At 54.6% G+C, this 26,040-nt stretch carries 21 protein-coding genes and 1 tRNA gene; 14 read left to right on the forward strand and 8 right to left on the reverse strand.

The window, feature by feature from the left end:
- Nucleotides 1-48: 48 nt before the first annotated feature.
- Entirely contained in the window at nucleotides 49-1,398 is a 1,350-nt protein-coding gene (locus tag B2310_RS06500; protein WP_290729787.1) for a hypothetical protein, read from the reverse strand.
- A 704-nt stretch (nucleotides 1,399-2,102) separates the two neighbouring features.
- Between B2310_RS06500 and B2310_RS06505 the strand changes: the two genes are divergently transcribed.
- The 4 genes from B2310_RS06505 to tsaA all read left to right on the forward strand — a co-directional run bounded on the left by B2310_RS06505 (nucleotide 2,103) and on the right by tsaA (nucleotide 4,408).
- A complete protein-coding gene (locus B2310_RS06505; protein ID WP_290729790.1) occupies nucleotides 2,103-2,645 on the forward strand; it encodes a Panacea domain-containing protein in 543 nt (180 codons plus the stop codon).
- A gap of 36 nt (nucleotides 2,646-2,681) precedes the next feature.
- Nucleotides 2,682-2,921, forward strand: a complete 240-nt coding sequence (locus B2310_RS06510; RefSeq protein ID WP_106520534.1) for a hypothetical protein — start codon at nucleotides 2,682-2,684, stop codon at nucleotides 2,919-2,921.
- Nucleotides 2,922-3,072: 151 nt separating this feature from the next.
- The gene (locus B2310_RS06515) at nucleotides 3,073-3,435 is read left to right on the forward strand and encodes a winged helix-turn-helix transcriptional regulator (protein ID WP_290729797.1); all 363 of its coding nucleotides are present in this window, start codon (nucleotides 3,073-3,075) and stop codon (nucleotides 3,433-3,435) included.
- Between the two features lie 160 nt (nucleotides 3,436-3,595).
- Nucleotides 3,596-4,408, forward strand: coding sequence for a tRNA (N6-threonylcarbamoyladenosine(37)-N6)-methyltransferase TrmO (tsaA, locus tag B2310_RS06520; RefSeq protein ID WP_290729800.1), 813 nt, complete (start codon nucleotides 3,596-3,598; stop codon nucleotides 4,406-4,408).
- Here tsaA and B2310_RS06525 read toward each other — a convergent pair.
- The 3 genes from B2310_RS06525 to B2310_RS06535 all read right to left on the reverse strand — a co-directional run bounded on the left by B2310_RS06525 (nucleotide 4,383) and on the right by B2310_RS06535 (nucleotide 7,704).
- A complete protein-coding gene (locus tag B2310_RS06525) occupies nucleotides 4,383-6,161 on the reverse strand; it encodes an ATP-dependent nuclease (RefSeq protein WP_173366028.1) in 1,779 nt (592 codons plus the stop codon). The two genes, tsaA and B2310_RS06525, sit on opposite strands and share 26 nt — an antisense overlap.
- Before the next feature lie 48 nt (nucleotides 6,162-6,209).
- Nucleotides 6,210-6,283 (reverse strand) — tRNA-Ile (locus B2310_RS06530).
- The gene (locus B2310_RS06535) at nucleotides 6,274-7,704 is read right to left on the reverse strand and encodes a glycogen synthase (protein WP_290729803.1); all 1,431 of its coding nucleotides are present in this window, start codon (nucleotides 7,702-7,704) and stop codon (nucleotides 6,274-6,276) included. The genes B2310_RS06530 and B2310_RS06535 overlap by 10 nt, the downstream gene beginning before the upstream one ends.
- Before the next feature lie 148 nt (nucleotides 7,705-7,852).
- Here B2310_RS06535 and B2310_RS06540 point away from each other — a divergent pair, with 148 nt between their 5' ends.
- Complete coding sequence (locus tag B2310_RS06540) at nucleotides 7,853-8,914, forward strand: hypothetical protein (RefSeq protein ID WP_290726153.1); 1,062 nt, start codon at nucleotides 7,853-7,855, stop codon at nucleotides 8,912-8,914.
- 49 nt (nucleotides 8,915-8,963) lie between these two features.
- On the opposite strand, the gene opgC is transcribed toward B2310_RS06540, so the two are convergent.
- Together opgC and B2310_RS06550 are read right to left on the reverse strand one after the other, a co-directional pair.
- On the reverse strand, nucleotides 8,964-10,040 hold the full coding sequence (opgC, locus tag B2310_RS06545; protein WP_290729805.1) for an OpgC domain-containing protein: 1,077 nt from the start codon (nucleotides 10,038-10,040) through the stop codon (nucleotides 8,964-8,966).
- A gap of 32 nt (nucleotides 10,041-10,072) precedes the next feature.
- The gene (locus B2310_RS06550) at nucleotides 10,073-11,191 is read right to left on the reverse strand and encodes a hypothetical protein (protein ID WP_173366032.1); all 1,119 of its coding nucleotides are present in this window, start codon (nucleotides 11,189-11,191) and stop codon (nucleotides 10,073-10,075) included.
- A 107-nt stretch (nucleotides 11,192-11,298) separates the two neighbouring features.
- Between B2310_RS06550 and B2310_RS06555 the strand changes: the two genes are divergently transcribed.
- The 4 genes from B2310_RS06555 to recF are packed head-to-tail and all read left to right on the forward strand — an operon-like array spanning nucleotide 11,299 to nucleotide 15,726.
- Nucleotides 11,299-11,934, forward strand: coding sequence for a LolA family protein (locus B2310_RS06555; RefSeq protein ID WP_290726150.1), 636 nt, complete (start codon nucleotides 11,299-11,301; stop codon nucleotides 11,932-11,934).
- Nucleotides 11,935-11,936: 2 nt separating this feature from the next.
- Nucleotides 11,937-13,562 (forward strand): hypothetical protein, encoded by a 1,626-nt coding sequence (locus B2310_RS06560; protein ID WP_290726148.1) that lies wholly within the window; start codon nucleotides 11,937-11,939, stop codon nucleotides 13,560-13,562.
- Nucleotides 13,562-14,611, forward strand: coding sequence for a hypothetical protein (locus B2310_RS06565; protein WP_173366034.1), 1,050 nt, complete (start codon nucleotides 13,562-13,564; stop codon nucleotides 14,609-14,611). The genes B2310_RS06560 and B2310_RS06565 overlap by 1 nt, the downstream gene beginning before the upstream one ends.
- Complete coding sequence (gene recF / locus B2310_RS06570; RefSeq protein WP_290729808.1) at nucleotides 14,608-15,726, forward strand: DNA replication/repair protein RecF; 1,119 nt, start codon at nucleotides 14,608-14,610, stop codon at nucleotides 15,724-15,726. Before B2310_RS06565 ends, recF begins: the two co-directional genes overlap by 4 nt.
- Nucleotides 15,727-15,825: 99 nt before the next feature.
- On the opposite strand, the gene mscL is transcribed toward recF, so the two are convergent.
- Complete coding sequence (gene mscL, locus B2310_RS06575; protein ID WP_290726144.1) at nucleotides 15,826-16,266, reverse strand: large-conductance mechanosensitive channel protein MscL; 441 nt, start codon at nucleotides 16,264-16,266, stop codon at nucleotides 15,826-15,828.
- 86 nt (nucleotides 16,267-16,352) lie between these two features.
- Between mscL and B2310_RS06580 the strand changes: the two genes are divergently transcribed.
- Together B2310_RS06580 and coaE are read left to right on the forward strand one after the other, a co-directional pair.
- On the forward strand, nucleotides 16,353-17,225 hold the full coding sequence (locus B2310_RS06580; RefSeq protein WP_290729811.1) for a DMT family transporter: 873 nt from the start codon (nucleotides 16,353-16,355) through the stop codon (nucleotides 17,223-17,225).
- 23 nt (nucleotides 17,226-17,248) lie between these two features.
- Nucleotides 17,249-17,818 carry a dephospho-CoA kinase gene (gene coaE / locus B2310_RS06585; protein WP_290729814.1) on the forward strand — a complete coding sequence of 190 codons (570 nt, stop codon included), beginning with the start codon at nucleotides 17,249-17,251 and terminating at the stop codon, nucleotides 17,816-17,818.
- Here coaE and B2310_RS06590 read toward each other — a convergent pair.
- Entirely contained in the window at nucleotides 17,796-19,676 is a 1,881-nt protein-coding gene (locus B2310_RS06590; protein ID WP_290729817.1) for a glycoside hydrolase family 9 protein, read from the reverse strand. The two genes, coaE and B2310_RS06590, sit on opposite strands and share 23 nt — an antisense overlap.
- Before the next feature lie 321 nt (nucleotides 19,677-19,997).
- On the opposite strand from B2310_RS06590, the gene B2310_RS06595 reads away from it, so the two are divergent.
- The 3 genes from B2310_RS06595 (at nucleotide 19,998) to B2310_RS06605 (ending at nucleotide 26,039) form a co-directional block, all read left to right on the forward strand.
- Nucleotides 19,998-22,613 (forward strand): carbohydrate-binding protein, encoded by a 2,616-nt coding sequence (locus B2310_RS06595; protein ID WP_290729820.1) that lies wholly within the window; start codon nucleotides 19,998-20,000, stop codon nucleotides 22,611-22,613.
- A 13-nt stretch (nucleotides 22,614-22,626) separates the two neighbouring features.
- Nucleotides 22,627-25,596, forward strand: a complete 2,970-nt coding sequence (locus B2310_RS06600; RefSeq protein ID WP_290729823.1) for a glycosyl hydrolase family 95 catalytic domain-containing protein — start codon at nucleotides 22,627-22,629, stop codon at nucleotides 25,594-25,596.
- Nucleotides 25,597-25,673: 77 nt separating this feature from the next.
- Nucleotides 25,674-26,039, forward strand: coding sequence for an ArsR/SmtB family transcription factor (locus B2310_RS06605; RefSeq protein WP_290729826.1), 366 nt, complete (start codon nucleotides 25,674-25,676; stop codon nucleotides 26,037-26,039).
- Nucleotide 26,040 lies beyond the last annotated feature (1 nt).

Genomic DNA, 26,040 nt, shown 5'->3' on the forward strand with positions numbered 1-26,040 from the left:
CGGCTCCGCCGCTCCGGAATAATCAATAATTTTGTTGAATCTACGAAATTAATTTTTAGAAGAACTCTGCTTGATTTTCTTGTAGAAATAAAAAGGATTTTTAACAGTATTTAAATAATCTTTCCGACCTTTTCTTATTGCATCGAGTAAAGATAGTCCAGAAATCACTCCTGTAGCAAGTAAGGGGGTGTTATAGTAAGAAATAGCGGCAATAGCAATATTTATAATATTATCAGATGCAATTGATTTTGTCATCCCTAATTTACTAGTTACGTTTTTTGAAGCATTCTCATATTTATGTTGAATTTCAGTGATCAATTCGTCATATTGTTTTTCATCGTTAACTGAAGATAACAAAATGGAATCATTTTGCAGCTCATTTTGAAAACTACGAAAACTTTCAAAAGAAGACCGTCTAACTTCCATGGCCTCCTTAAAATTCAAATTCTGTAATCCTGGGATGTTTAAATCAAAACCAAGTGTATGCACGTTACTTTTTTTTGTTGAAAACTGCATCTCATAAAACTGTTTCTCAAATTCATTATTCAAAATCACCGGAGAATTCAATTTGGAGCAAATATTATGTCTATATATAAAGAAATTAAATTTTTCTTTTATTGTTGTTATCACTTCTTGATGAACCCAGTTGTCATACTCATCCTTTTCAGGGATATAGTTCGGATCAATTACCATATACAATTTCCCTGCTTGTTCAAAAATATTTGTGGGTTTTTGATAACGTGCAAAATTACATTTTGAGCCAAAATCTCCATTAAATCGCATGCCGATATGATTAGAAATAGACAAAGCGTTGTTTGATCGATTTTGATTATCAAAATTCATGACTTCTATTTTTTCATTAAACCAATTATAGATGTTTTTATCTATATCATCAATGGACAAATCAGGAACTCTCATGTGTGGAATTCGCTCAGATTGAAAGCCCAAACTAAAAGGGTAAAACTTTATATATGCGGTATCGCACCTTACACCATCAACTAAGTTTTTCATATATAAAGCATTGGTACTTAGTTCTTTTTTAAAATCGTCATCGGTTTTCTCCTTGAACCCCATAATGCGATTATTCGCATTTATTAACTCAGCATCCGCTAAATTATATGAAAAAAGAGGATCGTCAATTAAGTATTTATCTAAAAAAAGGGAGCCTTGTAAAATTTCAGCCATTGAAGGTTTTTCAGGATGTTGCTGTAAGGATTGGATGATTTTTAGATTTCCATCTATTAATTCTTTTTCTATGTCTTCTTTTTTTTCTTTGATATAAGATTTATATTTATCTAACGCTTGTGTTAATTCTTCAAGAGAAATATTTTTATAGTTATCTTCAGCTTTTTGAAAAAGAATACTCTCATTCAAAAAGTCAAATGAAATGTTAGACATATTGTACGTCCTTTTGATAACAAACTTTCTTTTATTCATTTATGGGTACCTATAAAATACATCTTTTTCGTGAAAATAGGTTTCCTTTCGTTTCCACGACTTTAAAATGTCCAATTTGCGTCTGTTTTCTCTTTTTTTTCAGGGCCTTTCGGTCCGGATTTTCGCCCCGGGGGTACTCGCTGTGCGGGTTAGGCCTATTTCGGCCGTGCTAGCGCCATCATTCTGAACATGTTGTACGTGATGAACGAGGCGAGTATCTTCGCCTTCGTCTGTGTCTTACTAGTGAGAGATGTTGTTTTTTTTTGCGTTCGCGTTAGAGATCGAAGCCCGTAGGGCTGGGAGGGCCGCCCGTATCTGGCACTCGGCCCTCTAGGCGGAAAAATTGCGGCGTGAGGCCGCAATTTTATGCCGCGAGAGCCCGCCCCCGGCCCTGGCCGGGGAACGCCCTGAACTCAACAATATCAGCCGCGCCGCCGGCGACCAGCGGGATTCCATTCACAATGCCAGGCTGATTCCCCCGTGCATCATCGGGAAGATGTGTTTTTTTTAGAAAAATGAAGCCAGGGTATTGACAACCACTTTCTATTTGTTTATATTCGATAGTGAACAAATGTGCAATCGGTGAAAAAAGGCGGCATTTATGAGCGTGTATGTTGTCAGATGCATAAAAGAATATGTATATTGGGCCGAAAGGGTGATGGCTTATGATTAATCCCATATATGGTACAGATGTTTTGCTGAATGCAGCACTTTGGGTTGCGGAGCGTCTTCCGGAACAGGATCGATGCATCCATAAGCTGTTCAAGATCCTGTGGTTCGCGGACTTGCTGCATCTCAAACAGTACGGTCGTTCCGTGACGGGGGATACGTATATTGCCATGAATTATGGCCCGGTCCCGTCGGCCCTTTACGACATGATTAAGGGTAACTGTTCGCCTGAACTCCGCGTGTTTACGCAGTACGACAAGGGCTTTTTTGACATCTCGAAAAAGTGTAATACGGATTACCTGTCGGAATCGGATGTGGAAACCTTGCAGAGGGCTTTTGACGAGAATGCCAAATTAAGTTTTGACGGGCTTGTGCAAAAGTCGCATGCCTCTGCTTGGAACTCTGCGTGGAAAGAGGGCGAGAACACCTCAATCCGCATGAGCGAAATCCTTGACGAAATCGATGCCGATGACGAAATTCGCGAAATCGTGAAGAACGAGCGCGAAACCCTGGCTGCCCTGAGTGTAAAGAATGGCTGAAATCAATCTCGTTCCCGCCCTTATCCAAAGAAGGGAATGGAAACGCAGTTGAAGATTTGTGCCTCGGATTTCGCTTTCTTGGAGCATGATTCGTTTGTGGATTGTTCGGCTCTTTTTGTCAAGAGCGTGGCCGATTTTAAGGTGCTGATGCAAAACGGCCAAGTAAGCCTAATTGGAAATTTAGATTCTGATACAATGGATAAGGTCGTTTTGGCTGCGGCTGATAGTAGGCACTTGAACGTCTTTCAGAAAAAATTCTTTGATTCTGCGTTGTAGCGCGGACTGGGTTGACAGCCGTGTTTAGTTTGTATGCGGCGAGCAAGAAGAGCTGCGAATTGATAGCGGACTATGCAGGATTTTCTGCAAAAGTCCGCAAACCATATAGCCAAGGAACTCGGGCGACTTTATTCCGGGTTCTATTGAAAATGTGATAGAATCTGATGCACCTGAATCGGTGTACCGGAATCCGTTTCTTGTATCGGTGGCGAATCCAATGAATGCTGCGGCAACTACGACTTTTGCACAGACTTTTGCGCAGACTTTTGCACAGAAAATCCGTTCCAGATTCAAACAGGAATCGTCCTTCAAAAAGGCTTGTGATGGTTGCTTCCGCTTGATGGAATTTGTAAACCAAAATCCGAATATTTCATCGGGAGAATTGGCTGAATCGCTAAATCTTAGCCGTCGAACGGTTGCCACATACCTTAAATACCTCGTTGATGCGGAACTACTAAAACGCATTGGCCCCGACAACGGCGGCTACTGGGAGATTTTGGGTAATGGTAAGTAATGGCGATAATGTTGTGAAAGCCCGCTTCCTACCTCGGTCGGGGAACGCCCACTTTTGGCTGTCGAAAACATCATGGAGTATCTTTGCGATGCTCCCATGGAAGATTGAAACCAACGAGTTGGAAGAAATTTCAGTATGTGCAAAATCTATATTTTCTGCTATGCGGTTCATCCCGATCGGTACATTCTACGGCGATGCCGTTTATAAGTACGACGCCCCTCGGCAGGGGCGCCTGTTCGCGGGGCATCCTGGCCGCATCGAGCTGAATGCGGGGCAGAACTTCGAGATGGCGCTCCGCGACCTGGACGGGTTCGAACGCATCTGGGTCATATTCCAGTTCCACGAGAACGAGAGCTGGCGCCCGACGACGCGACCGCCGGTACCGCCCAAGGGGAAGGACCGCGTGGGAACCTTTGCCAGCCGTAGCCCTTACCGCCCGAACCCTATCGGGCTTAGCTGTGTACGTCTGCTTAAAATCGAAGGTCTTACTTTGTATGTAGACGAGGCGGATTTGCTGAACGGCACCCCGGTGCTCGACATCAAGCCGTATATCCCTATGGCGGACGCCTTCCCGGATGCGCGTGCGGGCTGGGTCGAGGAACAGGAAGGCGACCTGTGGACCGTCACCTCAACCGAAGATTTTGCAAGACAGAACCGCTGGATTGCAGAACATAGCGAATTCGACCTGGAAAGCTTTGCGCGCGTGCAGCTTTCCCGCGGGAACTTCTCGAAGGATGTGTTCGACAGTTCGCGCCGGCGCCTGACCGTTGACGAAAATGCAAAAACGGGAGTGCTTGCCTACCGCACTTTCCGCATCCATTTTACCTACGACGAATCGAGCCGCCTGGTTTGCCTGCAGCGCGTGTCGAGCGGCTATACCGCCGGCGATTTGAAAGAAGGCGCCGAGGACAAGTACGGCGACAAGCAGTTACATCGGGATTTTCTAGTTAGGTATCCCGACTCCCGTCGATAATCCACTGGCAGAGCGCCATGATCCCGTCGTAGTCGGGGAGGTTCTTGACGAAGTTCTGGCCCTTGCAGCGTTCGATGAACCCGCTCCAGGTCGCCTCGTTCTTGGCTTCGAGCCCGAGGTGTTCTTCGATGGCGCCTTTTGTCCACACCCAGATTCCCTGGTTGCGCAGCTTCATGTGGATGCTCTTGATGGGCTTCTCCGCCTCGGGCATCGCGGCCATCATGGCATACGCCTTCGCGGCCGATATGTTGCTGTGCTTGTTTACGGGGACGCCGTTCACGAGGCGCAGGTGCTGGTGGAACGCCAGCTCGCGGAAGAGGTTGCGGCAGGTCTTGAGATCGGGGTCGTTTGAATCGAGGAAGCCGTCGCGGGTCGCCGTGGTGAATGCGTAGTCGAGGTCCACGATGGCGCGCACGGGCATGTCCATCGCCGAGAGGACCTGCATGCTCTTGCGCGTGTTGCTCACGCCTCCCTGGCGCACGAGAGCGCACTTGATGAGAGCGAAGCTCTTGCCGGTAATGCGTTCGAAAAGTGCCGGGAGCACGCGCCATTCCGTCTTGCCTTCGGTCAGGAGCACGTAGTCGGCGAACAGGAGCTCGTTGCTGTTCGAAAGGCTGAAGAGCATCTGCAGCTGGCTCGGCGCATCCTGGATGACCTGGTGCACGGCGTCTTCCATCCGCTTCCGCATGAACGTTCCCTTCTCCTTGTTCTTGCGTATAAGGAGCGAGGTGCTCACGTCTTCGCTTGTCACCATCTGCGCGGAATGCGTCGCGTAGATGATCTGGTAGCCTTCGTTCGAGAGGTTCTTGAGCGCGACGCGCGTGAGTTCCACGGCCTGCGGGTGCAGGTAGAGCTCGGGCGAGTCGATGAGCAGCATGGTGCGGCTCAGGTAATGGTTGTTGTGGTGTTTCTTGATGTCGGCGAGGTAGCGCACGAGGGCCATCTGGATGGCGCGCTGGGAGCCTGCGCCCATGCGGTTGATGTCGCGTTCGAACCCGTCGTCCTCGTCGATGACCTTGAGGGTCGCCGTCTTGAGGAAGGTCTCGAGGGTCGGGATGGGGATGTCGAGTTCCACGCGAACGCTCGGGAACAGCGGTTTGAGCATCTCGTTCACGTCGTGGTCGAAGCTCTGGATTTCGGCGGCCTGATTCTCGCTGTGGGGGCTCAGCATCTCGCTGAAACGGCTGAGGATGTCGTTGAACTCGCCGCCGAATCGCCTTTCGAGCGGCTTGAAGATTTCGTGCAGGAGCTTGGTGAATACGCGGTTGCCTTCGAAGTCCCAGATGGCGATGGGTTCGGGGAACATGCGCCGGAAGGCGTGACGGAATTCTTCCGTCGCGCGCGTCCATTCCTTGCGCTTCTCGTTCCGGTGGTTGCTCGGGGTGAATACCCACATCTCGGCGTTTTCGGGATTTTCGCCGGGGACGCGCTGCATCTTCTTGATGCGGAGCCTTTCGGCGCAAAGGAACGGCTTGATCTCGGCGGCCTTCTCTTCGCCCAGGCGGTTGAGGACGGTTTCGGTGATGCCTTCGAAAACACCTTCGACTTCGACGGGCTGGTTCGGGTCGTCAAAGAAGGAAATGTCGAGCGAGAACTTGGACAGGAGCCAGCGGATGCCCATCAGGATGTTCGTCTTTCCGGCGTTGTTGTAGCCGATGAGGGCGGTGAATCCGCTCAACGGGAATGTCTGCCGCTGGATGGAACGAAGGTTGCTAATCGTAATCTCTGAAAGTCTGAGTGCTTGGGGCTGCATGTCTTCAATATATATAAAAAACGCCACCTTGGAAGGATGGCGTTTTCGTGGGACCTCCGGGACTTGAACCCGGAACCCGCGGGTTATGAGTCCGCTGCTCTAACCAATTGAGCTAAAGTCCCAGTTCGCCCAATATTAGCAAATATTTCGAAATCGTGCGGTCCCATTCGTAATGGAACCCGCTGTAGGCGTTGACCACGGCCTTGTCCCAGTCGGCGACTTCGTTGCGGTAGACGTGCAGCGCGTCCTTGAGGCGGCGCAGCATCTGGTGCGGGGCGTTCGCATCCTCGACGAGGAACGCGTTCGCGCAGCCGGCGGTTTCGGGGGCGTAGTCGTCGAGCATGGTCGCGACGCCGATGTTGCTGCCGGTGAGCGGGAGTGTCCCCGCGGCAAGCGCCTTGAGGATGATGGAGGTGGAGGGCTCGCGGATGTTGGCCGCAAAGAGGATGTCGGATGCGGCGAGGACTTCACGGAGAGGTCCGGTGTTCTCGGCCCCCTTGGCAAGCGGCCACACGTGCAGGATGTCGGGGTACTGGTGCGCGAAGTCCTGGTAGTAGTTCCATTCGGGGGCGTCGGGATACATGCCGACGATGACGAACACGTCCTGCTTGGTGATGTCGGCGAGGATGGTGGCGAGCGTCTCGGAGGTCTTGCCGGCTTCTTCGTCGAGGTGGACGTAGAGGGCGAGCTTCGAGTCGAAGTCGATGTTCAACTTCTTTTGGAGGGCGAGCTTCGCCTTGTGCTTCGCTTCCTTGATGGGGAGGTTCTCTTCGCGGTTGAAGTCCCACACCTTGTAGCTCACGCCGAACTGCACCCCGATGAGCTTGTCGGCGTTGTAGTTCAGGAACCCGCTGAGTCCGCCGGGCAGGTTCGTGTTGAGCATGGCGTCCCGGTAGCCGGGCGAGGGGAACAGGACCTTCTCGGCGTAGCAGATGCCCGCCTTCAGGAGGCTCACCTTGCCCCAGAATTCGTAGCCGTCCATGTTGAAGTCCTGCGGGGGCAGTCCAATCTTCTCGATTTCGCTCGCCGGGATATGGAAGTCGTAGGTGATGTTATGGACGTTGAAGAAGAAGGGGGTGCGGCCTGCGTAGTTCGTGTAGGTGGTGCGCGCTAGCGCTCCGACGAGGGCGCCGCCCCATTCGTGGCCGAGGATGGCGCTGCACTTGAAGCCGCTTTCTTCGGCATAGGCGAGGGTCGCCGACGCGAGGAAGGCGAACCGCAGGTGGTTGTCGCTGTAGGGGAGGTCCTTGGGCGGGCCGTAGACGTAGGGCCGGCCGAAATATTCGTCGTTGTAGATGTAGGTGTGCAGGGGGTCGGATTCCGACTTCCAGACCTCGTAGGGCTTGCCCTGGAGGCGCTCGGTGCCCCGGAATACGCAGTGGTAGTCGGTCGTGTCCTGGAAGAGCCTCTTGTAGAAGGGGGAACAGGTGACGACGTTCACCCCGGCACGGGCGAAAGCGTCGGTCAGCCGGTTGACTGCCGTAGCGAGTGGGCTTGGCGTTTGCCAGTTGCCAGCTTCGGGGCTTACGACTAGGATTTCCATTCCCTGAACACCTCTCCAAATAAAAATTTACCATTAAAGGCAATATAAGACAAATTTATTTATTTAAATTACATTTTGTAAGACCCCCTTGCCTATAAGGGTGGGTAATCGGGTCATTTTTGAACTAAAATCCACGAGGTTTTGAAAAATGAAGAAACTCTTTCTTGCTGCTCTGGCCGTATCGGTCGCTTTCGCGCTGACCGGATGTAAGGGCGCCAACGAAAAGCGCGGTGACGAGCATCTGCAGGCCAACCGCTACAAGAACGCCATCAACCAGTACCTGGACGCCCTCAAGAAGGGTAAGGTTTCCGATGAGTTCTATGACAACTTTACCCTCGCCCTCGTGCGTGCCGCCAATGCGGAAGCCAAGGCCGACATCAACAGCAGCCTTTTGAGCGGCTACTTCGACCGTGCCGTTTCCAACGTGCCCAAGGTCACCAAGCCGGAAGTCATCGAAGAATTCGTGACAAGCTACGCGAACGTGGGCAAGGTCCAGGCCGCCCAGGAAGGTATCGACTACGGCACCATCCTTCAGGCATTCGCAAAAATCGATACCGCGCTTTCCGTGGCCAAGCGTACCAACACTGCCGAAGCTGCCGTGAAGACCATCCGTAACGAGGCCGAAAAGCTTTACGTTTCGAAGGCCCTCCCCGAAGCTAACGACGAAAGCGATCCGGTGGTCTGCGAATACATGCTCCTCCGCATTGCCGAAGTCGCTCCCGAAAATGCCGACGTGAAGGCGGCGCTCAACAAGAGCCGCAAGAGCACCCGTGGCTACTTCCTCATCTTCGGTGAAAACATTCCCGACCCGTCCGGCAAGCACCGCGTGGACAAGTGGGGCTACGTGATGGCCCTCCCGACCATCAAGATTACCCCGACCTCCCTGAGCGGCGAACTCCAGTTCTGGGCCTCGACCGGCAACAACACCGTGCTCGACCCGGAAAAGATCACGCTCGTCTCTACGGAAGGAAAGACCGTCACGGCCAAGGCTGGCACCGGCTGGTGCGAAGCCGAAGTGCTCGTGGGCAAGAAGGGCGACGAGAAGATCGAGAAGAAGCGCCAGAACCTGAAGAGCGGCGAAAAGGGCAAGCTGATGAACGAATTCCAGTGCGGCCTCAATGTCTCGTTCTCCTTCGAGAAGGGATTTGTCCCCGACTACATCCATTACAAGGATGACTTCGGCGAAGGCAAGAAGTTCCTCGGTCAGTAATCGACGACGCGACAGAAACTGCACAAGACCCCGGCTCCGCCGGGGTTTTTCATTGTACCGAAGGCGCCCGCGAAGCCCTCCCTAATCGTATCTTAGCGAGGGCCCACAGCAAAACGCAGGCTGCAATCGGGACGAGTATGTTCCACGGTCCGTGGTAGCGGATGCTCCCGGGAATATTCATCCAGATATAGACGAACACGATGTGGGCGGTGTAGATGTCGATGCTGCAGCGGCCCATTGCGTTCGTGGGCCTGAAGTCCAGCAGGTTCGGCCACTTACGGACGATGGCGCAGATGCCGAGCATAAAGACAAAGAAGTTTGCGAAACGGAGCGGCCCCACGTGGACCTTGCTCGTGAACGCTTCTGCGGGAAGCGGGAGCGCGATAAACTGGTGCGACCACAGGAAGCAGAAGACGAGCGCTATGACGATGGCCGGCGAAAGTGAGCGGACCAGGGCGACGGTACGCGGGTGACCGGCGGATTCGTCCTTGCGTGCGAGCTTCCACCAGGCGGCGACGGCCGTTCCCGAAAAGTAGACGCATTGCCAGGCGAAGGGGTCGAAGTCCCCGTGGTGGATCCACTGCGGGAAGGCTGAATTGACCAGGTCGCGGAGCCCGAACTGTGCGGCAATCCAGACGGCAAGCGACGGAAGCCAGAGCGCGAAAACTTCGCGCTTGCGTTTTGCCTTCAGGAACAGCGGCATGGCGACGGGACCGAGCATGAGGAAGATGACATAGAGCGGCAGAACGTCGAGCCATTCGGGTGTGTTTACGAGCGTAAGGCTCCAGAAGCTACCTGCGACGGGGTGCCCGTAGATGGACTTGAACAGCGTGGCGGTCTGCGGCATTATGGCAAGCCCGGCGATGGCGAGGGCTGCAAGCGTTGCGATGTGGTAGCGCCAGGTCTTGAAGGCGCGGGCGAACATCCAGCGCTGGCCCGGGTCCTTTGCGCTTTTGCTTGCGGCGGCGAGCAGCCCCACGAATCCGGAGAGGAAAAAAAAGCCTTCGGCCGCACTGAAGAAGCCGAAGCACTGGTAAAGGTAATAGGAGATGGGCCTTCCGAAATGGTCGAGGGTCATCTGCAGGAGCAGCAGGCCGCGGATGGAATCTAGTGCCCTTATCCTCACGGATTATCCCGTGGCGTTGCGCCTGCCGGAGGCTAGAAGCTCGCCTTTGCGCTGATACCCATCGCGAAGTCGGTCTCGATCTGGTCGGCGAAGTTGTAGCCACCCCAGAACACGAGTTCGGTCTTCATTGTGGGATAGAGGTAGAGGTTCAGGCCGAGGTAATGGTAGTCGTCGTCCTCCTTTTCGAGGTCCTTGTTGTGGTATTCGTAGCCCACGCCCATGCTGAACTTCTTGTGGATGATGAAACTGGGTTCGATGGCGAACATCATCTGGTCTTCGGTGAAAATCTGCACGTCGGCATCGTAGCGGTCGTCGGCCAGGGCCACGAAGAAGCTAGCTCCCAGGTTGAAGAAGTCGTAGTTGAAGCTCGGTTCGACGAGGAAGGAGTGGACCCCCTTGCCCTTGTAGGGGTGGATTCCCCATACGGCGTAGACCCCGTAGTTCATGTTCTCGAGGCTCTTGGTGTAGTCGACTTCGAGACCGAACACGTAGGTGTGGCTGCGGCCCATGTCCTTGCCGAATACCCAGTCGACGCTCGGGGTGAGCACGAGGTGCTGGTCCACGTGGTTGACGAGCGGGTAGGAATAGGTGGCGAAGAGCGCCGCGGAATGTTCGTTGTTCTCGGAAGCGCCGAAGTAGACCTTGCCCGAGCCGTACTTTTCGTTGCCGACTTCGATACCGGCACCGCGCAGGTTCTGTTCGCGGACGATGACGGCGTAGCGGGCGGGGTCGCGCCAGTAGTAGTAGTTGAAGGCGCCTGCGCTATAGGTGAGGTCGCCGAACACGAGGCCGATGTCGTGGGTGATGTCCCAGCGGAGCTCGACACCGTCGAAATTGAACTCGGTGTACTTGCCGCCGTCGCCCATGGCGGTCGAGTGCGCGTAGAAGTGGCGCCTGGTTTCGGAGGCTTGGTAGTTGCCCAGGGTGTCCTGGTAGCTCGTGTGGGTGTTCGCTTTGACGGTCACGGAAACGTTCTCGTCCATGTTCGCCTTGGCGGAAAGGTCGATGTCCTGGTTTGCGGCGTTGATGGGGCTGAAATGCTCGTCGAAATAGCTACCGTAGTCAAAGTTGACGGATCCGTGCAGTTCGACATCAACGGCGAGCGCGAAGCTTGCGGACATGAGGGCGATGGGCAGAATGAGTTTGCGCATAAAATCCTTCTAAAAAAGTTTCTTGGCAAAAGATAGAAATATATCTTTGAAAAACCCAATGTCCAGAAGCCGTTTGTTTTGTATTTTTGTGGATATTTAGGAGCTTTATGAAATTTCGCAGATTCTTTTTTGCAATGGGTGTCCTTGCGTTCCTTTGTGCGCAGGCGTTCGCGCTGACCGCCGACGAGGCCATGGAAAAGTCGAAAACCTGGTTCAAGTCGGGCAAGGCGTGGAAACTCGAGTTCCAGGTGCAGATGTTCTATTCGGAATCTCCCGACATCGTAAGCCAGAAGGGAAAGCTTCTGGTGGCCGACGGGGACCGCTTCACGCTCGATGTCGCTGGAATCAAGTTCTATAGCGATGGCGAGAGCATGTGGCAGTACAATCCGGAACAGAAGCAGGTGCTCATCAAGGCGATTGAGGACCTGTCGTCGGCGTTCCACCCGTCGGAGCTCCTGTTCAAGTATCTTGGCTGCAAGGCGCGCGAGCTGAAGGAAGCCGAGTTCAACAAGCAGAAACTCTGGGTGCTGAAGCTCGACCCGTCCAAGTACGCGGGGCAGTTCGACCAGATGGAAGTCTGGCTTTCGCAGAAGGATTTTTCGCCGGTGAGGCTCTTTACGGTCGACCCGTCCGGGAACGCGACCTGGTACAACATTATGAACCTGAAGGTGGTGAAGCAGGTTTCGCCCGATGACTTCAGGTACAAGCCCGTAAAGGGCGTCGACGAAATCGACATGAGGTGACGATGGATGTAAACTTGTACAAGGCGCTGCGGCGTTCTCTTGCTGCCGTGACGCTGGCCTCGGCCGGTGCCCTCGCCGCAAACCAGACGCTTTTCAGCAACTGGACCTATTCTGTCGCTCCCGGCGGAACGGATGGCGCCCTGTGGGTGTTTTCCCGCGGAAACGTGAATAGTGGCGTGACGCTTCTGAGTCTCAAGGTGTCGGCTTCGGGACAGGTCCAGGTGGACGATGCCGTCCAGGATGCGGTCTCGGATTCCACGACGGCTGTCCAGGACGGAATCTTTATCGATGTCAATGCGGAACGCAGGCGCATCCCGGTCGCATCTGCCGGCAGGCTCGGGACCGTATTCCCGATGTATGGGCTCAAGCGCGACAGCAGCTTCCTTCAGCCGAAGGGGTTCATCTCGGTTCGCGGGATCGGGAACGTTGTCGAGACTCCGCTGGAACTTCCGGTAGCGGCGGAAGATGTCGAATCGGCGATGGACTATGCCGTGAGCGGGCTTGCCTTCGATTCCTCGAGTTCGACATTGTGGATTGCCCGCGGGATCCTGGGGCTTACGGGCTACAACATTTCGAAGGGGGCGAACGACCCGAAGGAGTTCCGGCTGATTTTTGACCGAGACTCCAAATCGCTCGATACGCTCAAACTGAATGCGACGAAGGATCTCTCGAAATATACGGAGGTGCTCGATGTCGCCATGGATAACGATGCGGGAGACTTGTGGCTTGCGACTTCGCGCGGACTCTGGAAAATGGCCCGTGACGGCAAGCTCTCGCTTGCTTCCAAAGCGCTCGATACCATGCGGGTGACGGGTGTCTGGGTCGGGGGCTCGCCGCTGCAGGTGATTGCGGAAACGCAGTCGAAGGGCAAGGATCCGGTCGTGGGTGCGCTCTGGCGCAAGAAGGCCGGCGCCTCCGGTGACTTTGCGAAGATCCCGTTCCTTGACCTTGACGGCAAGGCCCAGAAAAAGGATGTCTATGACAATGCCGACTACACGGTGAGCGACATCGCGTTTGTCGGAAGCATGGCGTTCGTTGGCGTCCGGACGGTGGGCGGCTCCGTTAGCGGGTTGCTGAAGCTCGATTCCCTTGGATTCCGGGCCTACGAAGTCGACGAGGACGAACTCGCCTGGCTTTACGGGTTCGAGATGGGCGTCACCGACCGTGACGTGGTTATCTGGTCGGTTACTTCGTTCCCGCTGGCGAAGGGGATGACGGGGCTTGCTGTCGCTGCGGACGGGAACGGCGTCTCCGTTTCGGCCGATACGGGCAAGACCTGGACTCCGGTCCTGAACCGAGCCAAGCTGGGCGGCGACCTGGGGACGGTGCGTATGGTGCCTTCGGTCATCACGGCGGGCTCGGAATCGCTTGTTTCGTACAAGGTAAGCAAGGACTCGAAGATTACCATCGAGGTGTTCAGCTACGACATGCGGAAGGTGCGCAAGATCGTGAAGTCGGCTCCGCGCTTTGCGGACAAGTCTCGCAGTACGAATGCGAGGGAAGACGTGTGGGACGGCCTTGACGACTACGGCAATCCCTGCACCATGGGCGTCTATTACGTGCGCGTGAAGGACAATCATGGGCATGTGGGCTGGGGCAAGGTCATGTCGCTCGGAGGGGGTCGCTGATGCTTATGCGTAAGATTTCCCTTGGTGCCTTGTTTGCCCTTGCCCTGTTTGCGTCTTCGGCTGTCGCTGGAGTCGTGGACAAGAAGGCTGCGCTTGGCGGCTACGACGGATTCGTGGAACGCATGGGGGCGGGAACCCGCGAACTCGGCCGCGGCAATACGGGTTCTGCGGATACATCTGCCATGCCCGGTGCCTATTGGAACCCGGCCATTCTCGGATTCCGGCAGAATTTCAATTACACGCTCAATGCAGAACGCCGCAGCCTGGACCGCACGGGCGGTTCGCTTGGACTTGAAACCTCCGTCGGAAACCGCATGGGGATTGGCTTTGCCATGCTCTACCGCGGCGATATCGATTTCGAGGTGATTGACGAGGATGACCAGACTCTTGGATCGGCGACCCCGTTCTTCTCGATGATGTATCTCGGGTTCTCCTTCAGGGCAACGCGTCGGGATGCCTTTGGCGTGTCGCTTTCGTTTGGCTATGACAACATGGACATCGCGGAGTATTATGATGACCTGGACATGACCGACGGGTTCACGAGTCCGATGGCGCTCAATTTCGGGTGGCTTCGCCAGTGGAACGAAAAGTGGTCGTCGTCCGTCGTCATCCGGAATATCAGCTTTAGCAAGAACCTTTCGGCGCGCTGGACTCGCAGCCCGAGTTCCGATAACCGCATCCCGTCGACGGAGGGCGTGCGCCCCAAGGTGCTGCAGGTAGGCCTTGGCTACCGTTCTAAAATCATGGGCAAGCCCGTGTATGCATGGATGGAAGCGCTTGACTACCAGGTGGCGGATACGCTTCTCGTGTTCGACCCGCAGCATCACGTGTGGACGGGCCGTGTGGGTTTCGAATGCGAAATCATTCCCGCGGGAACCGTGCGTATCGGCATGGATGATTTGAATGCGATGCTTGGCCTCGGATACAAGTTCGATGTGCGCATTGGCAAGAAACGCTACCTGTTCGACGTGAACTATGCCTTGACTTACGAATCTAGCGCCGGGCTCTTTAATCCGTTGAGTTTTGGCGTGAGGGGATTTATCCCGTGATAAGTTCGCTGTCGGTCCGGAACGTTCGAAGCCTGTCTGGAGGCGCTTCCGATTTTCGCGAGTTCGCCTTTTCGCATGGGGTGAACGTTATCCATGGGCCGAACGGCTGTGGCAAGACGACTGTGCTTGAGGCTGTGCACCTGCTTTTGCAGGGGTTCTCGTTCCGGGCGCGGGACCTGAAAGAACTGATTGCCTGGAATGCCGACGAGATGATTTTACGCGGGTCGTTCTATGACGAATCCCACGAATGGAACCGTGCGTTGCAGGTGGGAAATGCCGGAACGGTCGTAAAGGAAAACGGCTCGCCGCTTCGAACGGCGTCGTCTTTTTTCGGGAAGATGCCCGCGGTAATCATGCAGCCGTCCGATATCGAACTTTTGCGCGGTGCGCCCGAAGTGCGCAGGCGTTGGCTCGATGAAATCCTCTGCTTCCGTTCGGCGGCGAACGCAAGCGTGCTGCGCAACTACAAGCGCGTGCTTCAGCAGAGGAACCAGTGGCTCAGGCAGTTCAAGAAGGATGGGAATGCGGTCGGAGGCGAAGACCTTTTCCAGGTGCTGACGGGCCAGCTGGTGGAACTCGGGGCGAAACTCTGGTCGATACGGCTGGAACTTTCCAAGGAAATTTCTCCCATCATCACGGGTTACTACAGGCGCCTTTCCGGTGGTGTAGACGAGATTACCTGCGATTACAAGAGCTCGATTCTTAGGGAATTCGATGCGTCCGGAATCCCGAACGAAGATATGCTGAAGAATGCCTTCGCGGAAAAGCTTGCGGGGCTTGAACTTGTAGAAAAACTGCAGGGAATCACGATGTCGGGACCTCACAAGGATGATCTCGCGCTTTGCGCCTCGGGATATGAGATGCGTTCGGTGGGATCGCAGGGACAATGCCGTTCGGCGGCTATCGCCATGCGCTTTGCCGCGGTCGATGTTGCTTCCCGCTATCTAGCGAAGCCGGTCCTTTTGCTGGACGATATCTTCGCGGAACTCGACGTGAACCGCCGCGATGCGGTCGCCGCGCTTGTTCGCGAGAAGGATTGCCAGGTGCTGATTGCCACCCCGCAGTTCGAGGAACTGCCTTTTAAGGCGGATTCGGAAATTTCTTTAAGCGACTAGGGAGGAGTTCCTCCTCCCTAAGACCCTCCCTAAAACAAAAATAAAGGCCGCCTTGCAGCGGTCTTTGTTTTGAATTTGGAAAGGTTCGCGCGAACTTTTTTACTTCTTCAGCAGGTCACGGATTTCGGTGAGGAGCTTCTCTTCGGCGCTCGGCTCAGGAGGGGCCGGAGGAGCAGCCGGGGCTTCTTCCTTCTTGCGCATGTTCTGCATGAATCCGAGGAACTTCTTCATCACGATGAACACCACGATGGCGACGATGAGGAAGTCGATGATGCCGCCGATGAAGTTGCCGTACGGGATGGTCACGCCGTTAGCGGTGGTGTAGGCGAGAGCCTTGAGGCCTTCGCCCGCGTCCTTGCCACCGGCCATGGAGATAATGGCCGTGACACTCGGCATCACGATGTCGTTCACGAAGGAGGTGACGATTTTACCGAATGCGCCGCCGATGATAACACCGATGGCCATGTCGACGATGTTGCCCTTGAACGCGAAGGCCTTGAACTCTTCGAGAAGGGACGTTGCTTTACCTTTGATACCCATATGGGCTCCTTTGTTGATTGTTGTCTATTTTAAAAAATAGTATTGTGGCCCGTGTTGGCAACTCATTTTTCTAAATTTGGCGCGCTATGTCATGGTTGATTCTGGCTTTCGCCTCGGCTGTTTTTTTGGGCCTTTATGATCTTGCGAAGAAAAAATCGGTGCAGGACAATGCCGTCCGCCCGGTTCTCTGCCTCTGTAGCGCCTTTTACGCCCTGTTCATGCTCCCGCTCCTGCCCCTGGGCTTCTGCGAGCCGCTTTCGCTGCACGACCACCTGCTGCTGATGGCGAAGGCGGTCATCGTGGGCCTTAGCTGGCTCTTTACCTACAATGCTATCGCGCATATGCCGCTTTCGATTTCGACCACGATACGCGCACTGGCCCCGCTCTTTACCATCATGATTGCGGTAGGCTTCATGGGCGAACGCCCCTTCCCGCTCCAGTGGGTGGGGATTGCCGTCTGCATTTTTTCCTACATCGGGCTGAGCCTTGCGGGCAGGAAGGAGATGGGACATTTCTTCAGCAATGGCTGGGTGGTGTCGATGCTCATCGGGACGATCCTTGCCAGTTGCAGCGGGATCTACGACAAGTTTATCTTGCAGCGCATGAACTTCGAGCCGATGACGGTGCAGGTGTGGTTCAGTATCTACATGCTTGCAGTCCAGTTCATCACGACCGCCTTCACATGGTACCCGACCCGTAAAAAGACGACCCCGTTCCAGTTCCGCTGGAGCTTTATCGCTGTGGCAGCCCTGTTGATTGTTGCGGACCGCTGCTATTTCCTCGCCGTAAGCCACGAGGGAGCCCTCATCTCGATCATCACGGTGCTCAGGCGTTCGAGCGTGTTCATCAGCTTCTTGGCGGGAATTCTCATTTTCCGTGAAAGGAAGAGCAAGCTCAAGTTCGTTGCGCTTCTGGGTGTGGTGCTCGGGCTCTGCCTCATCTCCCTTGGCAAGGGTTAGAAAATTTTTTTATAATGCATGGCATGAAAAAGATTGGCATTACGGGTGGCATCGGTGCCGGGAAGTCCTTCCTGGGCAAGATGCTTGTGGCGCGCGGGTTCCGCGTGCTCGATGCCGATATCGCCGTCCATGAACTCTATGCGCACGACAAGGACCTCCGCGACAAACTTGCAAAAGCATTCGGGAAGGAATGCCTAACGGAAGACGGAGTGGACCGGCGGTTCCTTTCGAATGTCGTATTCAAGGACGCACAGGCGCGTGAACGCCTCGAAAGCGTTGTCTATCCGTACTTGGCGCGAAAGGTTACGGATTTTTTCGGATCGCCTGCGGAATCCATGAACGAAAAATATCGGTTCGTGGAGGCGGCTGTCCTTTCTCGTGCGCCTGCGATAGTCGAAATGCTCGATGAAGTCTGGATTGTGGAGACTGCCGAGGAGATTCGCCTGGAGAGGCTCGCGACCCGCGGAATGACGCGTGAAGAAGCCTTGCGCCGCATAGACAATCAGCGCGGGCTTTTTGAACCCGCGCGGTTTAATGGCAAAGTTGTCCGCATTATTGAGGACAAAAGCGTTATCGATTCCCTTTTGAAATAGCGCCTTTCAGATTGAAGTAGCGGATGCTGCCGTCGCGTAGGGTCTTTTCGACTTGGACGGCTCCGTTCTTGAATATAAGCCTGTTTCCTGCGGCGCGAATCTTGGCGCCCGGCTTCGTGACGGCGATGGCGTCGAGGTCGTAGGGCTCGGGCTTGGAGGCTCCGACTTCGTAAACCTTGCCTGTTGCGGCAATCGCCTGCAGGGAACCTGCGAGGTAGGCGAAGGGGGCGTTCCAGTTGATGGCCACTTCGTTTGTCGCATAGCTGCAGGAATTGTCGTAGTAGGATTTTGCTGGCGCGTCGGCATCGATGTGGCTCTTGGCGCAGTCGTTTGCAGAGGAATTCGGGCCGCCCACGAGCATCCCGGGGACAGGCATTTCGATCGTATCTCCCTCGCTCGGGCGGTGGTGCGGGTGCAAGACCTGATTTACGCCCCACCCCGTGAGGTACGAGATATCGAGCGGGTTTCTGCCGAGGAGGTAGTCGAGGATGCCCTGCGCCGCGTCGAGGTATTTCTTTTCCTTGCTCAGGATGTAGGCATGGATGAGCACCATTCCCTTGTTCGCCACTACGCTGTTGGAACCCCAGTAAAAGTCCGCGTTGTCGATGGCAAGGCCGTAGCCGTTGTCGGGCATGTCGATATAGCTGTCGGCAAGCGTGAAAATCAGGTTTCTCGAAGAATCCACCTCCGCTTCGCCAAAGAGGTGCGGATTCGTGGCGATGGTGAATGCGGCGAGCGCATATACGGTCTGCCAGGCGGGAAGCTTGCTGCGTTGCTTCGAGATGGGATTGCGTTCGACATCCTCGAGCGCGACCGGGTTGCCGGTGATGCGGTAGAGTTCGGCGGAGCCCCAGATTTTTTCGTCGATGGCGTTGCCGTCGCTGTAGGTGCCTGTTCCCACGTCGCTAGGCTGGGAGTAGTAGACGCGGGGATTTTCCGTGGCCCACCAGCGGGCTCCGGCGGCGGCCTTGGCACATTTTTCTGCAAATTCGGGGTCGAAGGGCTTGTAGATGTCGGCTGCGAGCGCGGTTACGCCTACGAAATCCCAAGTCGCAGTGACGCTCTTACCGATGGCATAGCGCTGCTTGACCACTTTTTCGGGGAGCACCATGCCGGCGAACTGCTTCGTGGTAAGCTTGTGGAATACGCCTCCGTCGCTGTCCTGCATCGTAAGCATCCATTCAATATTCCAGCGAATTTCGTCGAGGATGTCGGGAACGTCGTTCTTGCTTTCGGGGATGTTCAGGTCCAGGGTGTCGAAATAGTCTTTGTTATGCTGGTAGAGTTGCAGCAGGGTGTAGGTGGAAATGCCGGAGTTCACGATATACTTGCCGTAGTCGCCTGCATCGTACCATCCTTTGGCTCCGTTGAATGTGGAGGTGAGGTCCGTCCGCCCGGTAGAAGGGTGGTACATGACTGCCGTATCCGGGGTTCCCATGGCACGTGCGTACTTGCCTGCGAATTCTTCGGTGAGCTCCGTGGAGGAACGCTGGAAGTAGAAAAACTTGAGCGAAGCCTTGGTGACGCCTTCCAGGGCGTTGTCGCTGATGATAATCGGGTGCCCGATTGCTTCTCCGTCGAGATAGGCCTGGTAGGTTCCCGGCGTCGTGAGTTCGGAGAAGTTTACGAGGGAGGCCTCTTCGTTGGCGCTTTCCCATAGGATGGCGTCGGGTGCGGTCACGGTCAATGCGGTTTTCCCGTCCGCATCCTTGAAGATGATTTCTTTGCCTGCGGCATCCGTGACGGCGATGTGCTTGGGGCCGTTGGTCAAGAAGCCGACCTGGTTCTGGTAGGCCGTTGCTGCGAAAGCCGTTGTTGCGGCAAGCATCGAAGTGAGAAGAATTTTATTTGAATCCATACATCCATACCTTGGTTTGTCCTAAAATTAAATCCCTCTCGAAGTGCAGGGAATGTTTTTCTCGAGCAAAAGTGTTTTCGCTTGAAAACAAAATGAGTTTTGTTTACGGGGGTGTCCGGAAAGTGTTGAAATGTATTGTAAGGACCCTTGCGATTTGAAGAAAAATGTTATAGGAAACTCTCTTTTTTTGCAAAATTTTGGGGAATTGTGGACATCTTATCCATGCAAATTCCTTTATTAGGGTGAAAAATCGGGCTTTTAGGGGGTATTTTTGGGTAAGGGATGATATTGTTGGTGTAAAAACGGGAAAAAGAGGAAATTATGGGAACGAAGTCGTTACTATCCTTCTGTTTGGTGATGTCGGGCATGTCTCTGGCCGCGACGCAGGCAACCTTCTACGTGTCCCCTTCGGGCAATGATGCCGCAGACGGCTCGAAGGATGCTCCCTTCAAGACGATTACGCAGGCCCAAAAGGCTGTGCGTGCCATAAACGGCTCCATGACGGGCGACATCGAGGTGGTTTTACGCGAGGGCACCTACGTGCTTCCGTCAACCGTCAACTTCACGGAAGCCGATGGCGGCAAGGACGGCCACTATGTGCGCTACAAGGCCGCTGAAGGTGAACGCCCGCTGATTACCGGCGGTATGCCCATTACGGGCTGGACTCTGCACGACGAAGCGAAAAACATCTGGAAAGCCGAAGGCGTGGAAGGCCGATTCCGCCAGCTTTACGTGAACAACCGCAAGGCGGTTCGTGCTTGCTTCCCCAACGTGATTGATGCAAAAGAAAAAGGCAACGGCGGTTTCGACCACGATTTCGTGCGCCTCACGAAGGTGGACTCTACGGGCCGCGCCTTCGATGTCTCTGCCGACTACGTCAAGAATATCAAGAACATCGAAGATGTCGAAATTCACTTGATGATTGCCTGGTCCGAAAACATCCTGCGTCTTGAAAAAGCCCAGGTGAACGGTGGTACCGCAAAGCTCATTCCCAAGGATCCTGAACGTACCAAACTGTTCCACCGCGCTTACCCGATGCTCGGTACCGCTTTTGCGAGTAATCCGCCCAAGCAACAGGTTTTCTATCTCGAAAATTCCTACGACTTGATTGACGCTCCGGGTGAATGGTACCTGGACGAAAAGAATCAAACGCTTTATTACAAGCCCCGTGAAGGCGAAAGCATGGCGACTGCCCACGTGGTTGCTCCCCGCCTCAATACCTTGTTCAGCGTCTTGGGTAAGGATACCAAGAACAAGGTGGGCTACATGAGTTTCGAAGGCCTGACCTTCGCCCATTCCAACTTTACACGCCCTAGCGAAGAAGGCTTCCTGGATTTGCAGGCGGCAAACTTCAACGTAGACGTGCTTCCGGATCCAAGTCGCGGAAACTGGGAAAAGCTGAATAGTAACAAGTATTTGCTGTGGCGCCCCGATGCGGCGTTCCGCGTTGAAAATGCGCATCATTTCTTGGTGCAGGGTAACGTGTTCTCGCAGATTGCGGCTACGGGCCTGGACTTTGTCTCTGGTACCAACGACGACATGATTCAGGGCAACGCCTTCTTCGAAATCGGTGCAGCGGGCATTATGCTCGGCAAGTTCTATCAGGACTCCACGACCGAAATCCACATCGCCTATAATCCCAGCGACAAGGACGAAATCAGCACCCGCGATACGGTCAAGAATAACCTGGTCACCAACGTGACGAATGAGCATCAGGGTGCCGTGGGTATTGGCGCCGGTTACCCCCGCTATGTGGTGATCGAGCATAACGAAGTCTCTTATACCTACTACTCCGGCATTTCCATCGGTTTTGGCTGGACAAAGGCTCAGACCGCCATGACCAACAACCATGTGAACTGGAACGAAATTCACCATATTGCCCGCCTGCTTTGCGACTCCGGCCCGATTTACACGCTGAGTAACCAGGGCACCGGTAGCGAAATCCAGCACAACTATATCCATGACAATGGAACCTCCAAGTGGGCCGACTACTGGAACGTGCCTATTTACCTGGACGAAGGCTCCAGCGGCTTTACCGTGAAAGAAAACGTGTTCAAGAATTCCCCTGCAGGTGTGGGCCAGAATCAGGCGGGGCAGAATAATCTCCAGCAGTCCAACAACTATTACAGCGACGAAGTCGTGAACAACGCCGGTATCGAAAAGGAATTCCGCTACATCCGTGACATCAAGGATATTCCTGTGGCGGACTTCAGCAACACCGTGACGCAGGCCGCGTTCAAGGCCGTGATGAGTGTTCCGGGTATTGTGCAGGCCGAAGACTACGATGTGGGTGGTCAGAGCGTTTCGTATAGCGACAAGGACTTCGTGAACGAGGGCAACACCTACCGCGAAGACGGCGTCGATGTGGTGGGATTCGGTTGTGCCGATTCCGCGATGACGCAGAACTGCATGGGTTATGCCATCGGTTACACGCAGGCGGGCGAATGGCTTGAATACAGCGTGAATGTTGTTACGGCAAGCAAGTACGTGTTCCGTGCAAACGTGGCGACCGGGCTTGAAGGCGGCAGCTTCCGCCTGTTCCTTGACGGCAAGGCCGTTTCGGATACTATTCCTGTGCCGCAGGGCGAAGACTGGAATACCTATGCCACCATTGACGGCGAGACTACTGAACTTGCGAAGGGTGACCACGTTCTCCGTATTCAGTTTACGGGAAGCTATGTGAATCTGGACTGGATAAAGTTTGCGCTCACTGCCGAGGAACTTTCTCCCATTCGCCAGACGGATATGCGCCTGGGCCTCGGCGAACGCGGCTACGACGTGTTCGGCATGGACGGCAAGTTTGTCTGTAGAATCGAAGGCGTAGAGGCGCTGGGCGGCATCAAGGCGGCTCTCTCCGCGAAGGGAGTGAACCCCGGCATGTACGTGATTCGCGGTCTCGATAGCAAGAAGGCCATTAAAATAAATACGGTCAAGTGAAAGCAGGTTAACTATGAAATCGTTTGGAGTAATGCTGGGCGCTTTCGCCTGTGTATCCTCGCTAACTTTCGCGTCGGCGGATAACCCGCTTACCCTCTGGTACAACAGCGATGCCGGTACCGAATTCACGAACGCGCTCCCCATCGGGAACGGCTACATGGGTGGTATCGTCTACGGTGGCGTCGCCAAGGATATCATCGGCCTGAACGAGAGCACGGTCTGGTCGGGCGGCCCGGGCGACAACAACAAGCAGGGGGCGGCAAGCCACCTGAAAGATGCCCGCGACGCCCTGTGGCGTGGCGACTACAGGACTGCCGAATCCATCGTGTCGAACTACATGATTGGTCCCGGCCCGGCAAGCTTCCAGCCGGTGGGTGACCTCGTGATTACCACGTCGCATTCGGGGGCCACGAATTACCGCCGCGAACTTGACCTCAAGACGGCCCTTGCAAAGACTACCTATACGGCGGGCGGCGTAAAATACACGCGCGAATATTTCGCGAGCTATCCGGACCACGTGATTGTTGTTCGTTTGTCTGCAGACAAAAGCGGCTCGGTGAGCTTCGGGGCGACCATGACAACTCCACATCGCAACAACAAGATGTCGAATAGCGGGAACACGCTCATCTACGACGTGACCGTCAATTCCATCAAGTTCCAGAACCGCCTGAACGTGGTTGCCAACGGCGGCACGGTTTCTGTCGCGAACGGGAATATCAACGTGCAGGGCGCCAACGAGGCGATGCTCGTGCTCACGATTGCGACAAACTTCAAGGCGTATAACGACGTGAGCGGCGACCCGGGCGCCATCGCGGCAAGCCTCATGAGCAAGGTGAAGGGCAAGTCTTACGACGACCTGCTTGCGGCGCACCTGAAGGACTACCAGACGATTTTCAACCGCGTGAGTATCGACTTGGGTACTGCCGATGCGAGCGCCGGCGACATCACCAGCACCCGCGTGAAGAACTTCAATTCCACGAACGACCCCTCGCTTGTGGAACTCCATTACCAGTATGGTCGCTACCTGCTTATCGCGAGTTCGCGCAAGGGCGGCCAGCCGGCTAACCTGCAGGGCATCTGGAACAAGGACACGAACCCGGTTTGGGGCAGCAAGTACACGACCAACATCAACCTCGAAATGAACTACTGGCCGGTAGAGACGGCGAACCTCGGCGAGTGCGTGTGGCCGCTCATCGACAAGATCAAGAGCATGGTCCCGCAGGGCGAAAAGACTGCGAAGGTGCACTGGGGTGTTGACGAGGGCTGGGTGGAACACCACAATACCGACCTCTGGAACCGTACCGCCCCGATTGACGGCGCATGGGGCTTGTGGCCCTCTGGCGCAGGCTGGCTCAGCACGCACCTCTGGGAACATTTCCTGTTCAACCCGACTGACAAGGCTTACTTGCAGGACGTCTACTCCACCATGAAGGGGGCTGCGCTCTTCTTCGTGAACAGCCTTGTGGAAGAACCTGAAACCGGCCACAAGTACCTGGTGACGGCTCCGAGCGATTCTCCGGAAAACGACCACGGCGGTTACAACGTCTGCTTTGGCCCCACGATGGATAACCAGATTATTCGCGACGTGTTGAACTACACCATCGAGGCGTCCAAGATTCTTGGCGTCGACGAGGATGTTCGTGCCAAGATGGAGGCGACCGTCAAGAGGCTCCCGCCCACAAAGACGGGCAAGTACGGCCAGATTACGGAATGGTTGCAGGACTGGGACGACCCGAACAACAAGAACCGCCATATTTCGCACCTGTACGGCCTTTTCCCGAGCGCGCAGATTACGCCCGAAGAAACTCCCGACTTGATCAAGGGTGCTGGAGTTACGCTGAAACAGCGCGGCGACGATGCGACCGGCTGGTCTCTTGCGTGGAAAATCAACTTCTGGGCCCGCATGCACGACGGCGATCACGCCTACACGATGATCCGCATGCTCCTCACCCCGAACAAGACTTACAACAACTTGTTCGATGCGCATCCGCCGTTCCAGATTGACGGCAACTTCGGTGCGGTTTCGGGCGTGAACGAGATGCTCATGCAGAGCCATAACGGCAGAATCAACTTGTTGCCGGCATTGCCTTCGCAGTGGAAGGACGGCAGCGTCAAGGGTATCCGTGCCCGCGGCGGTTTCGAGATTGATTCCATGGCCTGGAAGGGCGGCAAGCTCACGTATGTTGCCATCAAGTCCGATGTGGGCCAGACGCTCAACCTGGTGAACGGCTCCAACAAGTTCACGACCGCGACAGTTCCGGGCAAGATTTACGAATTCGACGGCAATCTGAAACTCACGAACCAGCCGTTCGAACCGGTAACGGTTCCGGGCAAGATTCAGGCCGAAAGTTACATCGCGATGGATGGCGTGCAGATTGAAGATGATACTGAGGGAGAGCCGAACCTGGGGTGGATTAACGACGGCGACTTTAGCGAATACCTGGTGAAGGTCCCGACTGCTGGCGCCTACACGCTTACGGCCCGCGTGGCATCTGCCGCCGAAGCGAAATCTACCGTTACGGTGGTCGATTCTACCGGCAAGGTGCTTGCGACGCTTACGGTAGACCCCGAAAAGACGAAGGGCTGGAACGACTGGTATGAAACTTCGACGACAATCGCGCTAGAAAAGGGCGAGCAGAAACTCCGTTTCAATTACTCCGGCGAAAGCACTTACCTCTTGAATTTTGACTGGTTCAGCATTGCGAAGGGGACGGATGCGGTACCGGCGACGCGCCGGGTTGCCACGACGCTTGATGTGCGTCCGGTGCGGATGGCGCGAGCGCCCGTGGCTCTGATGGTGCAGTCGAACGGGGATTTCGAAGTGCGCCTGTATACGGCTAACGGGAATCTGGTCGCAAAAAGCCGGGGTAGCGGTGATGGGCTTGTTGAATTCGGCAAGAACGGTCGTCTGCTCCAGGGCACCTACATTGCTGTCGTTACCAGCGGAAATCTGCAAAAAACGCTAAAAATTCACGCTTTTTAGGCAGAAATAGAAAATTTTTTAGAAAAAGGGCGGTTTGTCTCTTGACAAACCGTTGTTTAAAATGTATATATGAAAATATGAATAACTGTTCATGTATTAAAAACAAAACTCATCGTCACGATGCTGTTACGGGAATCCAAAAGATGGACGTGTCTCTCGATACCCTTTTCGAACTTTCTGAATTCTTCAAGTTTTTTGGCGATACCACGCGCATCCGCATCATCCACCTGATGCTTTCGGGTGAAATTTCGGTGAACGAGATTGCCGAAAAATTGAACCTCGAACAGTCGGTGGTAAGCCACCAGCTGCGCATCCTCCGCACGGCGAATCTCGTGAAGCCGCGCCGCGAAGGTCGCAAAATTTTCTATTCGCTCGATGACGAACATATCGGGCTCATTTTCAATACGGGCCTCACGCACATTCTCCACAAGAAGGGAAAGTAGA

The sequence above is a fragment of the Fibrobacter sp. UBA3629 genome (assembly GCF_002374005.1).
Lineage (GTDB): Bacteria > Fibrobacterota > Fibrobacteria > Fibrobacterales > Fibrobacteraceae > Fibrobacter.

Bases quoted from the DNA above. Each gene is read 5' to 3' on its own strand.
- B2310_RS06580 (WP_290729811.1), top strand. From the start codon at position 16,353: ATGTCATGGTTGATTCTGGCTTTCGCCTCGGCTGTTTTTTTGGGCCTT.
- B2310_RS06500 (WP_290729787.1), bottom strand. From the start codon at position 1,398: ATGTCTAACATTTCATTTGACTTTTTGAATGAGAGTATTCTTTTTCAA.
- B2310_RS06565 (WP_173366034.1), top strand. From the start codon at position 13,562: ATGCTTATGCGTAAGATTTCCCTTGGTGCCTTGTTTGCCCTTGCCCTG.
- B2310_RS06540 (WP_290726153.1), top strand. From the start codon at position 7,853: ATGAAGAAACTCTTTCTTGCTGCTCTGGCCGTATCGGTCGCTTTCGCG.
- B2310_RS06590 (WP_290729817.1), bottom strand. From the start codon at position 19,676: ATGGATTCAAATAAAATTCTTCTCACTTCGATGCTTGCCGCAACAACG.
- B2310_RS06525 (WP_173366028.1), bottom strand. From the start codon at position 6,161: ATGCAGCCCCAAGCACTCAGACTTTCAGAGATTACGATTAGCAACCTT.
- tsaA (WP_290729800.1), top strand. From the start codon at position 3,596: ATGCGGTTCATCCCGATCGGTACATTCTACGGCGATGCCGTTTATAAG.
- coaE (WP_290729814.1), top strand. From the start codon at position 17,249: ATGAAAAAGATTGGCATTACGGGTGGCATCGGTGCCGGGAAGTCCTTC.
- B2310_RS06560 (WP_290726148.1), top strand. From the start codon at position 11,937: ATGGATGTAAACTTGTACAAGGCGCTGCGGCGTTCTCTTGCTGCCGTG.
- B2310_RS06535 (WP_290729803.1), bottom strand. From the start codon at position 7,704: ATGGAAATCCTAGTCGTAAGCCCCGAAGCTGGCAACTGGCAAACGCCA.
- B2310_RS06510 (WP_106520534.1), top strand. From the start codon at position 2,682: ATGGAAACGCAGTTGAAGATTTGTGCCTCGGATTTCGCTTTCTTGGAG.
- B2310_RS06605 (WP_290729826.1), top strand. From the start codon at position 25,674: ATGAATAACTGTTCATGTATTAAAAACAAAACTCATCGTCACGATGCT.
- B2310_RS06505 (WP_290729790.1), top strand. From the start codon at position 2,103: ATGATTAATCCCATATATGGTACAGATGTTTTGCTGAATGCAGCACTT.
- B2310_RS06600 (WP_290729823.1), top strand. From the start codon at position 22,627: ATGAAATCGTTTGGAGTAATGCTGGGCGCTTTCGCCTGTGTATCCTCG.
- B2310_RS06555 (WP_290726150.1), top strand. From the start codon at position 11,299: ATGAAATTTCGCAGATTCTTTTTTGCAATGGGTGTCCTTGCGTTCCTT.
- mscL (WP_290726144.1), bottom strand. From the start codon at position 16,266: ATGGGTATCAAAGGTAAAGCAACGTCCCTTCTCGAAGAGTTCAAGGCC.
- B2310_RS06595 (WP_290729820.1), top strand. From the start codon at position 19,998: ATGGGAACGAAGTCGTTACTATCCTTCTGTTTGGTGATGTCGGGCATG.
- B2310_RS06550 (WP_173366032.1), bottom strand. From the start codon at position 11,191: ATGCGCAAACTCATTCTGCCCATCGCCCTCATGTCCGCAAGCTTCGCG.